Genomic DNA, 13,162 nt, shown 5'->3' on the forward strand with positions numbered 1-13,162 from the left:
CGCTCACGGCGCGGACGGTCCGCGGCGGGTGCGGCGGCAGTCAGCTCGCGCTTGCCACCGACGATGTCGCCCTTGTAGATCCAGACCTTCACGCCGATCCGGCCGAAGGTGGTCTTGGCCTCGTAGAGGCCGTAGTCGATGTCGGCCCGCAGGGTGTGCAGCGGCACGCGGCCCTCGCGGTAGAACTCCGACCGGCTCATCTCGGCGCCGCCGAGACGGCCCGAGCACTGCACCCGGATGCCCTTGACGTTGGGCTGGCGCATCGCCGACTGGATCGCCTTGCGCATCGCGCGGCGGAACGCCACACGGTTGCTCAGCTGCTCGGCCACACCCTGGGCGACCAGCTGCGCCACCGACTCGGGGTTCTTCACCTCGAGGATGTTGAGCTGGACCTGCTTGCCGGTGAGCTTCTCCAGGTCGCCGCGGATGCGGTCGGCCTCGGTGCCGCGGCGACCGATCACGATGCCCGGACGCGCGGTGTGGATGTCCACCCGAACGCGGTCACGGGTGCGCTCGATCTCCACGTCGGCGATGCCGGCGCGCTCCAGGCCGGTGGCCAGGAGCTTGCGGATCGCGACATCTTCCTTGATGTAGTCCGCGTACTGCTTGTCGGCGTACCAGCGGGACTTCCAGCCGGTGGTGATACCGAGTCGGAAGCCGTGCGGGTTGATCTTCTGGCCCACTACTCCGAGCCCTCCTTCGAGTTATCGGCTGCTGCGGTCTTGGAAGACGCAGCCTTGCTGGCCTGCGCACGACGCGCGCGCGCCGCCGAAGCCGAAGCACCCTGCTTCTTCTGGGGGCGACTCTCAACGATCACCGTGATGTGGCTGGTCCGCTTGCGGATCCGGAACGCCCGTCCCTGGGCGCGGGGCCGGATGCGCTTGGCGGTGGGGCCCTCGTCGGCCTGGATGGTCGCGACCACCAGCGTGGTCGGGTCCAGTCCCTCGTTGTTCTGCGCGTTGGCGGCGGCGCTGGCGATCACCTTGGCGACCGGCTCACTGGCCGACTGCGGGGCCCAGCGCAGGATGTCGAGGGCTTCCTCGACGGTCTTGCCGCGGACCAGATCGATGACACGGCGCGCCTTCGTGGCCGAGATGCGCACGAAGCGCGCCCTGGCCGTCGCGGACGGATACTCAATCGCTGTAGTCATTTAGCGCCTCTTGGACTTCCGGTCGTCCTTGATGTGACCCTTGAAGGTCCGGGTGGGGGCGAATTCGCCCAGCTTGTGCCCGACCATCGCCTCGGTGACGAACACCGGGACATGCTTGCGACCGTCGTGGACGGCGAAGGTGTGCCCGATGAAGTCGGGGATGATGGTGGACCGACGGGACCAGGTCTTGATGACCTGCTTGGTGTTCTTCTCGTTCTGGACGTCGACCTTCTTGAGCAGATGGTCGTCGACGAACGGGCCCTTCTTCAGGCTGCGTGGCATCGCTTTACTCCCTAGCGCTTCTTGCCGGTGCGCCGGCGACGGACGATGAGTTTGTCGCTCGCCTTCTTCGGCTTGCGGGTGCGGCCCTCGGGCTTACCCCACGGGCTCACCGGGTGGCGGCCACCGGAGGTCTTACCCTCACCACCGCCGTGCGGGTGGTCGACCGGGTTCATTACGACACCGCGGACGGTGGGGCGCTTGCCCTTCCACCGCATCCGGCCGGCCTTGCCCCAGTTGATGTTGGCCTGCTCGGCGTTGCCGACCTCGCCGACAGTGGCGCGGCAGCGCACGTCGACGCGGCGGATCTCACCGCTGGGCATACGCAGGGAGGCGTAGGTGCCTTCCTTGCCCAGCAGCTGGATCGAGGCGCCGGCCGAGCGGGCCATCTTCGCGCCGCCGCCCGGACGCAGTTCCACGGCGTGGATCAGCGTGCCTGCGGGGATGTTGCGCAGCGGCAGGTTGTTGCCCGGCTTGATGTCGGCGTTGGCGCCGGACTCGACGATCATGCCCTGCTTCAGGCCCTGGGGCGCGATGATGTAGCGCTTCTCGCCGTCCAGGTAGTGCAGCAGCGCGATGTTCGCGGTGCGGTTGGGGTCGTACTCGATGTGCGCGACCTTGGCGTTGACGCCGTCCTTGTCGTGGCGACGGAAATCGATCACCCGGTAGGCGCGCTTGTGGCCGCCGCCCTTGTGCCGGGTGGTGATCCGGCCGTGCGCGTTGCGGCCACCGCGGCCGTGCAGCGGACGGACCAGCGACTTCTCCGGATGATCACGGGTGATCTCGGCGAAGTCGGAGACGCTCGAGCCGCGGCGACCCGGGGTCGTCGGCTTGTACTTGCGAATTGCCATGATTCTGTGGGTCTCCCTGCCGGCTAGGCCGGCGCTCCGAACAGGTCGATGGGCTTGCTTCCGGCCGCCAGCGTCACGATGGCGCGCTTGGTGGCCTTGCGCTGGCCGAAACCGGTGCGGGTGCGCTTGCGCTTGCCCTGCCGGTTGGCCGTGTTCACCGAATCGACCTTGACCTTGAAGATCTTCTCGATGGCGATCTTGATCTGGGTCTTGTTCGAGTCCGGGTGCACGATGAACGTGTAGACGTTGTCCTCGATGAGCCCGTAGGACTTCTCCGAGATCACCGGCGCCAAGATGATGTCGCGGGGATCGGTCACGTTAGCCATCAGGCCGACACCTCCTGGTCCTGCTTGGTGTTCGCTGCGATGTACGCGTTGAGTGCCTCGACGCTGAACACCACGTCATCGGCCTTGAGCACGTCGTAGGTGTTCAACTGATCCGGCGAGATCACATGCACGCCGGGCAGATTGCGCACGCTCAACGCGCTGGCCTCGTCGGCCCGGCCGATCACCACGAGCACCTTGTTGTTTCCGGCCGCGCGATCGGCCAGAAGCGTCGACAGGAACGACTTCGCGCTCTTGGTCGACGGGGTCTGACCCTCGATCAGCTCGGTGACCGCGTGGATGCGGTCGTTGCGGGCCCGGTCAGACAGGGCGCTGCGCAGTGCGGCGCGGATCATCTTCTTCGGGGTCCGCTCGCTGTAGTCGCGCGGCTTCGGGCCGTGCACGATGCCACCACCGGTGAACTGCGGTGCGCGGGTCGAGCCCTGACGGGCGCGGCCGGTGCCCTTCTGCCGGTACGGCTTCTTGCCGCCGCCGGAGACCTCACCGCGGGTCTTGGTCGAGTGGGTGCCCTGACGCTTGGCGGCCAGCTGCGCGTTGACGACCTGGTGCATCAGCGCAATGTTGGGCTCCACGTCGAACAACTCGGCGGGCAGCTCGATGCTGCCGTCGGTCTTTCCGCCCGGGGAGCGGACATCAATTTTCAGTGTCATGCCTTCTCGCCTCGCTTGATTGCGCTGCGGACAACCACCAGTCCACCGTTGCGTCCGGGGATGGCGCCCTTGATCAACAGCACGCCGTTCTCGGCGTCCACCTTGTGCACCTTCAGGTTCTGGGTCGTCACGCGGTCGTTACCCATCCGGCCCGACATGCGCGTGCCCTTGAACACGCGGCCCGGGGTGGCACAGCCACCGATCGAGCCGGGTCGACGGTGCACGGCCTGCGCGCCGTGGCTTGCGCCCTGGCCCTTGAAGCCGTGCCGCTTCATGGTGCCCGCGAAGCCCTTGCCCTTGCTGGTGCCGGTCACGTCGACGAACGCGCCGTCGGCGAAGATCTCCGCGGTCAGCTCCTGGCCGACCTCGTACTCCGCGACGGCGGCCTCGTCGTCGAGCCGCAGCTCGGCGAGGTGGCGGCGCGGATTGACACCGGCAGCGGCGAACTGACCGGTGACCGGCTTGTTCACCTTGCGCGGGCTGATCTCGCCGTAGGCGAGCTGCACGGCGCTGTAACCGTCACGCTCCGGGGTACGGATGCGCGTCACGACATTGGGCCCGGCCTTGACGACCGTCACCGGCACGACCTTGTTGTTCTCGTCGAACACCTGCGTCATGCCCAGCTTGGTACCCAGAATGCCTTTTCTTGCCATGGTTCTGGTTCTCCTACTGGATGTTGACGTCGACGCTGGCCGGCAGGTCGATACGCATCAGCGCGTCGACCGTCTTCGGCGTGGGGTCGAGGATGTCGATCAGCCGCTTGTGCGTACGCATCTCGAAGTGCTCCCGCGAGTCTTTGTACTTGTGCGGGGACCGGATGACGCAGTACACGTTCTTCTCGGTCGGCAGCGGCACCGGGCCGACCACACTGGCTCCCGTCCGGGTGACCGTCTCGACGATCTTGCGCGCAGAGGCATCAATGGCCTCATGGTCGTAGGCCTTGAGCCTGATGCGGATCTTTTGTCCCGCCACGCTTCTCCTACCTCACTACTAACGGGCTTTCCCCGGTGCCCATGGACATCCCTGATGACCATGGGCCTGGCTGTGCCGCCGCTGTTTACCTGTCTCTGGTTCACCGGTCCACGCGGTCGGGTGTGTCGCCCGTTCGCACACTCTTACGCGGCTGAATTCGTCGCGATCGAGGTTGAGGACCGGATATGCCCCGCTAGGGGCACTGGTCGCATGCCTGCACCGACCCGGTGTGAAAGCACACCGCCCCGGCTCAAGGCAACCCGAACAGTATGCCTCAGATCTGGGCGTGCTCCAAATCCCTGGTGGAGCGCGCGAGCGTGGGCCTTGTGCACGCAAAACGGCCCGCAGCCGAGCACAACCCCCACAGTCGGGAGGACCTACCGCAGACCGTCCCAGAAGCTGCACCGATGCGCCCGAGCGTAGTCGTCCGCCGTCCGGCTGCCGTCGGCCCGCAGCGCCAGGACCTCCCCCGCCGCGCCGAACTCCGGCCAGCCGGGCAGGTCGCCGACGTGCGGGTCGCCGGTCTTCACGAACGCCGACCACTGGTCGACCATCTGGTCGCCGAGCCTGACCTGCGCGGCGTTCGGCGGCGGTGCGCCGCCGACGTCGAACAGGTAGCGCAGTTCCAGCGAGTGGCTGGCCCCGACCGGGAACGGCAGCGTGCGCAGCGGCTCGGGTGCCGGCGCGTCGCGGTCGTCGAACTCATAGAAGAAGACGTCTGCGTCCCGGCTCAACTCCCGGGCCCACCGTGCGTTGGGACACGCGAGCACGCCGTCGGTGACGGTCGCGGCGTAGGCGAGGGCGACGTGGGGATAGTCGGCGAGCGGATACCGGGCGGCCACCGCCGGTGCGTCGGCCCCGAAGGTGTCCGCCAGCAGTTGCGGATACTCCTCGGCGCTGTAGGTCCTGCCCCGCAGATGCTGCAGTGCGACGAACAGCGTCCACTCGTCGCGGGTCGTGCCCATCAGCACCGGGACCTGCGCCGCACGGCCCGCGCCGAACGCGGTCACCGGATCGTCCGGCAGGGCCGGCGTACCGGTGACGGGACCGCTGAGCTGGTCCTCGCCGATGTCGTAGTACCAGACGGGCGTGCGCAGCTCGTTGGCAGGCAACGCGCGCAGGCAGTCGGCGGCGGTGGCCGGATCCGGACAGCCCGCCTGGGCGGCGTAGTCGATGCTGCGCTGCTCGGCCACCGGCAGCGCCAGCTGGGCCTGGCACGGCCCGCTCATGATGATCGCGGCGCCGAACAGCCCCTGCGAGTCGGGTGCGACGAGGTGGTCGCACACCGACATCGCGCCCGCGGACTCCCCCGCGACCGTGACGCGGTCCGGGTCGCCGCCGAAGTTCGCGATGTTGTCGCGCACCCAACGCAGCGCGGCCTGCTGGTCGGCCAGTCCGTAGTTGCCGGTACTGCCGGCGGCCCCGAGTGCGGGGTGGGCCAGGAAACCCAGCGCGCCGAGCCGGTAGTTCAGCGTGACCACCACGATGTCGCCGCGGGCGGCGAGGCGGCGCGCGTCGTAGATACCGCCGCTGCCCGCGACGAACGACCCCCCGTGGATCCACACCATCACCGGCCTGGGGTCGTCGGCTTCTGCGGTCGCACCGGCCGGCGTCCACACGTTGAGGTTCAGGCAGTCCTCGTCGGTCTGCCGGCCGAGCTCTAGGTCACCGGCCAGGTCCTGCATACACCGCGGGCCGAAAGCGGTAGCCTCCCTGACCCCCTGCCACGACGACGCCGACCGCGGGTCCTGCCACCGCAGCGGCCCGACAGGCGGTGCGGCATAAGGGATTCCGGCGAACAGCCGGTGATCCTCGGAGACCGCGCCACGGACCGCCCCGGCCGTGGTCTGCACGACCGCGGGATCGTCGTCGGCCGGCGTGACCGATTCGGCGCCACCGCACGCGACCAGCAGCAACAGCACGGCCAGCATCGCGAACCGTCGGATCGGCATGATCATCGAGAGTAGCGCCGGTCACATGTGCTTTACTTGACACCCGTCAAGTCAATGCGAGTGAGGGCACATGAGTACGCCGGTTATCGACGAAGCAGCCAGTGACGCCGCGAAGGTTCTGGCCGACCCGAAGGCCTACGCCGACGAGGAGCGTCTGCACGCCGCCCTGGCACATCTGCGCGCCCACGCGCCGGTGACCTACGTGGACGTGCCGGACTACCGGCCGTTCTGGGCGGTGACCAAGCACGCCGACATCATGGATATCGAGCGCGACAACGAGCTGTGGATCAACGCGCCGCGCCCGATGCTGGTCACCTCCGCCACCGACGATCTGTCCCAGGCCAACCTCGCCGCCGGCGGCGGCATCCGGACGCTGATCCACATGGACGACCCGCTGCACCGTGATGTCCGCAAGGTCGGCGCCGACTGGTTCCGCCCCAAGGCCATGCGCGCGCTGAAGACCCGCGTGGACGAACTGGCCAAGATCTACGTCGACCGCATGGTCGAGACGGGCTCCGAGTGCGACTTCGTCCAGGAGGTCGCGGTCAACTTCCCGCTGTACGTGATCCTGTCGCTGCTCGGTCTGCCCGAGTCGGACTTCGGCCGGATGCTCAAACTCACCCAGGAGATGTTCGGCGGGGACGACGATGAGTTCACCCGCGGCAAGAGCCCCCAGGAATTGCACGAGGTCATCACCGACTTCTTCCGGTACTTCACCGCGCTGACCGCCGAACGCCGCGCCAACCCGACCGAGGACCTCGCCTCGGCGATCGCCAACGCCAAGCTCGACGGCGAGTACCTCAACGACATCGACTGCCTGTCGTACTACGTGATCGTCGCCAGCGCGGGCCACGACACCACCAGCGCGGCGATCTCGGGTGGCCTGCTCGCGCTGATCCAGAACCAGGATCAGCTGGCGCGGCTGAAAGCCGACCCGTCGCTGATGGGCACCGCGGTCGAGGAGATGATCCGCTGGACCACCCCGGTCAAGGAATTCATGCGTACCGCCACCGCCGACACCGAGGTGCGCGGTGTGCCGATCAAGGAGGGCGAGTCGGTCCTGCTGTCCTACGTGTCGGCCAACCGCGACGAGGACGTTTTCGCCGAGCCGGCCAAGTTCGACGTCGGCCGCGACCCCAACAAGCACCTGTCGTTCGGTTACGGCGTGCACTTCTGCCTCGGCGCGGCCCTGGCCCGGATGGAGACCAACAGCTTCTTCACCGAACTGGTCCCGCGGCTGGACTCCATCGAGCTGGCGGGCACGCCCGAGTGGGTGGCGACGACGTTCGTGGGCGGCCTCAAGCACCTGCCGATCCGGTACTCGCTGCGCTGATTTCCCGCCACAGTGGCGCCCATCACATAGGCTGTGCTTGACACCCGTCAAGCACAGTCTGTGAGGAGCCCCGTGAGCACACCGACGATGGACCGGGATTCGCTGGAAGCGGCGAAGGTGCTGGCTGATCCGAAGGCCTACGCCGACGACGCCCGACTGCACGCCGCCCTGTCACATCTGCGGGCGCACCACCCCGTCGCCTACGTCGAACACGGGCCGTACCGGCCGTTCTGGGCGATCACCAAGCACGCCGACATCATGGCGATCGAACGCGCCAACGACCTGTTCCTGTCGGCGCCCCGCCCACTGCTGGCCACCGCCGAGGCTGACGACATCGGCAAGGCTCAGCAGGAGATGGGGATCGGGCTGCGCACCCTGATCCACATGGACGACCCGCACCACCGCAAGGTGCGCACGATCGGCGCCGACTGGTTCCGGCCGAAAGCCATGCGGGACTTGAAGGTTCGCGTCGACGAGCTCGCCAAACGGTACGTCGACACGATGCGCGACATCGGCCCGGAGTGCGATTTCGTCACCGACATCGCGGTGAACTTCCCGCTCTATGTGATCCTGTCGCTGCTCGGCCTGCCGGAAGAGGACTTCGGCCGGATGCACATGCTGACCCAGGAGATGTTCGGCGGCGACGACGACGAGTACAAGCGCGGTGCCACGGTCGAGGAGCAGATGGCCGTGCTGACCGACTTCTTCAACTACTTCTCGGCGCTGACGGCGTCACGGCGCGAGAACCCGACCGAGGATCTGGCCTCGGCGATCGCGAACGGCCTCGTCGACGGCGAGCCGATGTCGGACATGGATACGCTGTCCTACTACGTCATCGTCGCCAGCGCCGGCCACGACACCACCAAGGACGCGATCTCGGGCGGTCTACACGCGCTGATCGAGAATCCCGGCGAAATGACCAGGCTCAGAAGCGATCCCGGGCTGATGGGCACCGCGGTCGAGGAGATGATCCGCTGGACCACCCCGGTCAAGGAGTTCATGCGCACCGCGGCCGAGGACACCGAGGTGCGCGGGGTGCCGATCGCCAAGGGCGAGTCGGTGTATCTGGCCTACGTGTCAGGCAACCGCGACGAGGACGTCTTCGACGAGCCGTTCCGTTTCGACGTCGGCCGCGACCCGAACAAGCACGTCGCCTTCGGCTATGGCGTGCACTTCTGCCTCGGCGCCGCGCTGGCCCGGATGGAGATGAACAGCCTGTTCTCCGAACTGATCCCGCGTCTGGAGTCCATCGAACTGGCCGGCGAGCCCGAGCTGTCGGCGACGACGTTCGTCGGCGGGCTCAAGCACCTGCCGATTCGGTACTCGGTGCGCTGAGCGCGGTCGTCGCCAGAAAGCCGTCCACGGCGGCGATGGCGACCTCCCGGTAGTCGAAGTCGGCGAGCGTACTGATCCGGCCGAACGCTAGCGGACCGATGAGCAGGGACAGCGCCTTGGCGCGGTCGACGCTGCCGAGACGATCCGCGGCATCCGCGCTGTCGAACACGGCGTCGAACGGCGCGGCGTACTGCTCGGCGATGTGTTCGCGCAGAGTGTGCGCACCGACGCTGGGCACGTCGCTCATGTCCGGTCCCAGCGACAGCCACGCCATCGCGGTCAGCGTGATGGGCGCCTCGGCGATCGAGTCGGCCCACTCCACCACGATCGCCAGTAACCGATCGCGCAGGCTGCCCTGCTCCGGCGGCATCGGCGGCGGCGGGATCAGCCGCATGAACGCCGCCGCGACGAGGTCGTTCGCGCTGGGGAAGTGCCGGTAGAGGGTCGCCCGGGCCACGTTGGCCTGGCGGGTGACCGCGTCCACGGTGACCGCGCTCGGTCCGCCCGCACGCAGCAGTGCCGTCGCAGCATCCAGCAGCCGCGCGCGGGAGCGGGCGGGCCGGGGATCGCCACCTTCGGCGCTCATGCGTTTCCCTCACCTCCGAAGTGGGAACAAGACTACTGGTCTTGCTACGAGACTGTTAGTCTCGTTTTGAACTTCTGAGACTGTCGGTCTCGAACTTCTGCCGAAAAGAGACGACATGGTCGACACCGTCCCGCGTACCGACCAGGATATCGGCGCCGACACCACCAGCCTGTCCGGACACCGGCGCGTCTGGCTGCTCGCCGTGGCCAGTGTCGACGTGCTGATGGTGATCGCGTCGATGGTGGCGCTCAACGCCGCGCTGCCCGACATCGCGTTGCAGACCTCCGCAACCCAGGCCCAGCTGACCTGGATTGTCGACGGCTACACCCTGGCGCTGGCGTGCCTGCTGCTGCCGGCCGGTGCCATCGGGGACCGGTACGGCAGGCAGGGAGCGCTGCTGGTCGGGCTCGCGATCTTCGGCCTGGCCTCGGTGGCACCGGTGATGTTCGACAGCCCGACGCAGATCATCGTCGCGCGGGCGGTCGCCGGCGTCGGTGCGGCGTTCATCATGCCGGCCACGCTGTCGCTGCTGACCGCGGCGTTCCCGAGGTCCGAGCGCAACAAGGCCGTCGGCATCTGGGCCGGTGTCGCGGGCTCTGGAGCGGTGTTCGGATTCCTCGGCACCGGCATTCTGCTGCAGTACTTCTCGTGGCAGTCGATCTTCTACATGTTCGCCGGCGGCGCGCTGCTGATGTTCGTGGCGACCTGCACCATCGGGTCCTCGCGCGACGAGACCGCCGCCCCCATCGACTGGGTCGGCGCGGCACTGATCGGCACCGCCATCGCGGTGTTCGTGCTCGGCGTGGTCGAGGCGCCCGTGCGCGGCTGGACCGACCCGATCGTGGTGGGCTGCCTGGTGGCCGGGGTGGTGCTGGCCGGGCTGTTCGCGCTGGTGCAGTTACGCCGAGCGCACCCGCTGCTGGACGTGCGGCTGTTCCGGCGGCCCGATTTCGCGACCGGCGCGGCCGGCATCACGTTCCTGTTCATCGCGAACTTCGGGTTCTTCTTCATCGAGATGCAGTTCATGCAGCTGGTGATGGGCTACAGCGCGCTTGAGACGGCGTTCGCGTTGTCCCCGCTGGCCCTTCCGGTACTCGTGCTCGGCGCCACCCTGCACCTGTATCTGCCCAAGGTGGGACTGCGGTTCGCGGTCAGCGTGGGCCTGCTGCTGGTGGCAGTCGGCTTGTTCTGCATGCGCTTCCTGGACGCCGACTCGACATACCTGGATCTGATGTGGCCGCTGATCATCACCGCCTCGGGTATCGGACTGTGCACGGCGCCAACGACTTCGGCGATCATGAACGCGGTGCCCGACGAGAAGCAGGGGGTGGCCTCGGCGGTCAACGACGCGACCCGCGAAGTCGGCGCCGCGGTCGGGATCGCGGTCGCCGGGTCCATCCTGGCCGCCGTCTACCACAACGCGCTGGCCCCGAAGCTCGACGCGTTCCCCGAGTCGGTCCGCGCCACCGCCACCGATTCGCTCGCGCACGCGTTGTCGGTCGCCGAGCAGATGGGCCCGCAGGGCGCTGCGCTGTCCCGACTCGCCCAGGAGGCGTTCATGCACGCCACCAGCTTGGCGCTGCTCGTGCTGGCGATCCTGCTGCTCGTCGGGTCGGTATTCACCGCGATCTGGGCCCCCGGCCGCGACGGACGGCAGTGGGCGCTCATCAGGCGGATGCGTAAGCCGAGCTGACGAACTCCGCCGCGCGGTGACCGGCCATCACGATCGTCGCGTGCGGCCCCCGGCTGGGAATGTCGGGAAGTATCGACCCGTCCACCACCCACAGGTTGTCCACCCCGTACACCCGGCACCGTTCGTCGACCACGGCGCCCATCTTCGCGGTACCGCACAGGTGCTGCGATGTCGCCCAGGACGCCTCGGATTGCACGGTGGCGCCTGCGAGTTCGTGCGCGAGGCGGGTCCCCGAGCGGAGCAGCTCCACGTCGGCGGGCTCACTGTCGTAATGGTGCTCGATGACCGGGGGGACGTCGGGATCGGCCGCGACGATCGCGAGCCGGCCGCGTGAGCGCGGCCGCATCAGGGTGACCCCGAGATGCGGCTGATCGGCCGGGTCTGCGCGGTCCCCGGTCGTCATCGCGCCGAATCCCGCGGTGTACGGCCGGATCTCCAGCCCGTCGCCGGTGGTCAGCACCGCCTCCAGCGGCGGGACACCATGGGTGGGAAGCCAATTCACCGGCAGCACCCACTCCGGATGGTCGACGGTGTCGACGCCGACGGGCAGATCGATCTCGACGTCCACACCCGCCGCGGCCAGTACCCGCTGCGGTCCGATGCCGGACACCATCAGCAGCTGGGCCGACGCGATGGCGCCCGCACAGAGCACGACGCGGTCCGCGGTCAGGGTCGCAGGCCCGTCTGGTCCGACACAGTCCGCGCCCACCACCCGCCCGCCGGAGAACCGTAACCGACGCACCCGGGTGTCGGGCCGCAGCGCGAGGTTGGGCCGCTGCAGCGCCGGTTGCAGAAACGCGCCCCCCGGCCCGACCCGGGTGCCCCCGTAGATGTTCAGCGGTACGGCGCCGACCCCCGGCGGCAGCGGGTGCCCTGGGGTCGATCCGTTCAGATCCTCGATCCACCCGAACCCCGCCGCGCGGCAGGCGCGTACGAAAGATGCTGTGCAGCCGTCGAATTCAGCGACCCGGCGCACCGTGATCGGTCCTGCGGACCCGTGCGGTGGGGCGCCGAAGTCGAGGTCGTTCTCGATCGCGACGAAATGCGGCAGCACGTCGGACCAGCTCCAGCCGGGCACGCCCCACCCGTCCACGTCCGTCGGCAGCGCGCGGCAGAAGTACCCGCCGTTGATCGCCCCCGACCCGCCGACCACCGCCCCGCGCATGATCTCGGCGTGCCGCCGGGGGTCGTCGGTCAGCGTCGTCCGATAGCGCCGCACCACCGAACTGGCCGACCCGATCGGCAGCCGCAACCCGTCGGTGATCTGGGTGCCCACGCGGGGATCAAACGGACCCGGCCCGGCTTCGACCACCGTGACATGGCAGCCATCCACAGCGGAAATCCGTTCCGCCAGTACCGATCCCGCGCTGCCGGCACCGACGATCAGAACGCGCACCTAGGTCCGGATCTGCGGCTTGAGGGCGCCGGCGTTGCGCTCGCGGATCACCCCGGCCCACAGGCCGAGCCCGTAGGCGATGTCGTCGAGCCGCTTGAGCGCTAGGTGGGTGAGCAACCCGACCCGTTTGGTGTCGTCGTCGGCGTGGCCGTGTCGGGTGACCCAGTCGAACACGCCGTCGAGCACCGCGGCCACCACGACCACCCGGCGACAGCGGCGCGACAGCACCGCCGCGACCAACGCCAGCGGCCAGTAGTGCCGGCAGATCGCCGACGCCAACTGAAGCGCCGCCGACCCCAGCCCTTGCGCGGCCACCACCGCGACCTCCATGGGCTCGGTCTGCACGCTCGACAGCGACTTCGCGATCCTGCGACCGGTCAACGCCGCGACCGCGATCGATGCCGCGTACCCGATCCCGGAACCGAGCGCGACCAGCATCCACACCACCAGCGTCCAGCCCGAGATCACCAGCGGCGCGGTCTTTCCGGGATGGCGCATCGTCAGCGGCGCCGCTGAACTCCCGTAGAAAGACTTGCGGGTGAACCACTTTCGCAATTCTGTGCGATGGTCGTGGGCCACGGTCGCGATCGGCTCGTAACGCAGACGGGCGCCCGCCTCGTT

14 protein-coding genes and 1 pseudogene are annotated in these 13,162 nt (G+C 68.4%); 3 read left to right on the forward strand and 12 right to left on the reverse strand.

The window, feature by feature from the left end:
- The 9 genes from rpsC to MVA01S_RS24390 form a co-directional block, all read right to left on the reverse strand.
- A partial coding sequence (gene rpsC, locus MVA01S_RS24350; protein WP_060941724.1) for a 30S ribosomal protein S3 occupies positions 1-683 on the reverse strand: 683 nt, incomplete at its 3' end.
- Entirely contained in the window at positions 683-1,150 is a 468-nt protein-coding gene (gene rplV / locus MVA01S_RS24355) for a 50S ribosomal protein L22 (protein WP_003929571.1), read from the reverse strand. The genes rpsC and rplV, both read right to left, overlap by 1 nt.
- Positions 1,151-1,432, reverse strand: a complete 282-nt coding sequence (gene rpsS, locus MVA01S_RS24360; protein ID WP_003892827.1) for a 30S ribosomal protein S19 — start codon at positions 1,430-1,432, stop codon at positions 1,151-1,153. It abuts the gene before it with no gap.
- 11 nt (positions 1,433-1,443) lie between these two features.
- Positions 1,444-2,280 carry a 50S ribosomal protein L2 gene (rplB, locus tag MVA01S_RS24365; RefSeq protein ID WP_003929572.1) on the reverse strand — a complete coding sequence of 279 codons (837 nt, stop codon included), beginning with the start codon at positions 2,278-2,280 and terminating at the stop codon, positions 1,444-1,446.
- Between the two features lie 23 nt (positions 2,281-2,303).
- Positions 2,304-2,606 (reverse strand): 50S ribosomal protein L23, encoded by a 303-nt coding sequence (rplW, locus tag MVA01S_RS24370; protein ID WP_003929573.1) that lies wholly within the window; start codon positions 2,604-2,606, stop codon positions 2,304-2,306.
- Complete coding sequence (rplD, locus tag MVA01S_RS24375; RefSeq protein WP_003929574.1) at positions 2,606-3,274, reverse strand: 50S ribosomal protein L4; 669 nt, start codon at positions 3,272-3,274, stop codon at positions 2,606-2,608. The genes rplW and rplD overlap by 1 nt, the downstream gene beginning before the upstream one ends.
- Positions 3,271-3,927 (reverse strand): 50S ribosomal protein L3, encoded by a 657-nt coding sequence (gene rplC / locus MVA01S_RS24380; protein ID WP_003929575.1) that lies wholly within the window; start codon positions 3,925-3,927, stop codon positions 3,271-3,273. Before rplC ends, rplD begins: the two co-directional genes overlap by 4 nt.
- A gap of 13 nt (positions 3,928-3,940) precedes the next feature.
- Positions 3,941-4,246 (reverse strand): 30S ribosomal protein S10, encoded by a 306-nt coding sequence (gene rpsJ, locus MVA01S_RS24385; RefSeq protein WP_003883485.1) that lies wholly within the window; start codon positions 4,244-4,246, stop codon positions 3,941-3,943.
- A 377-nt stretch (positions 4,247-4,623) separates the two neighbouring features.
- Complete coding sequence (locus tag MVA01S_RS24390; RefSeq protein WP_003929576.1) at positions 4,624-6,198, reverse strand: carboxylesterase/lipase family protein; 1,575 nt, start codon at positions 6,196-6,198, stop codon at positions 4,624-4,626.
- Between the two features lie 70 nt (positions 6,199-6,268).
- Here MVA01S_RS24390 and MVA01S_RS24395 point away from each other — a divergent pair, with 70 nt between their 5' ends.
- Entirely contained in the window at positions 6,269-7,531 is a 1,263-nt protein-coding gene (locus tag MVA01S_RS24395) for a cytochrome P450 (RefSeq protein ID WP_003929577.1), read from the forward strand.
- 72 nt (positions 7,532-7,603) lie between these two features.
- On the forward strand, positions 7,604-8,866 hold the full coding sequence (locus MVA01S_RS24400; RefSeq protein ID WP_003929578.1) for a cytochrome P450: 1,263 nt from the start codon (positions 7,604-7,606) through the stop codon (positions 8,864-8,866).
- Here MVA01S_RS24400 and MVA01S_RS24405 read toward each other — a convergent pair.
- Entirely contained in the window at positions 8,832-9,452 is a 621-nt protein-coding gene (locus MVA01S_RS24405; RefSeq protein ID WP_003929579.1) for a TetR/AcrR family transcriptional regulator, read from the reverse strand. The two genes, MVA01S_RS24400 and MVA01S_RS24405, sit on opposite strands and share 35 nt — an antisense overlap.
- A gap of 115 nt (positions 9,453-9,567) precedes the next feature.
- Here MVA01S_RS24405 and MVA01S_RS24410 point away from each other — a divergent pair, with 115 nt between their 5' ends.
- Positions 9,568-11,145 (forward strand): MFS transporter, encoded by a 1,578-nt coding sequence (locus tag MVA01S_RS24410; protein ID WP_003929580.1) that lies wholly within the window; start codon positions 9,568-9,570, stop codon positions 11,143-11,145.
- Here the strand turns inward: MVA01S_RS24410 and mftG are convergent.
- Positions 11,120-12,541, reverse strand: coding sequence for a mycofactocin dehydrogenase MftG (gene mftG / locus MVA01S_RS24415; protein WP_003929581.1), 1,422 nt, complete (start codon positions 12,539-12,541; stop codon positions 11,120-11,122). The genes MVA01S_RS24410 and mftG overlap by 26 nt on opposite strands.
- A pseudogene (locus tag MVA01S_RS24420) lies at positions 12,542-13,162 on the reverse strand (mycofactocin biosynthesis glycosyltransferase MftF); the annotation flags it as partial. It lies immediately after the preceding gene.

The sequence above is a fragment of the Mycolicibacterium vaccae NBRC 14118 = CIP 105934 genome (assembly GCF_001552715.1).
Taxonomy (GTDB): Bacteria; Actinomycetota; Actinomycetes; order Mycobacteriales; family Mycobacteriaceae; genus Mycobacterium; species Mycobacterium vaccae.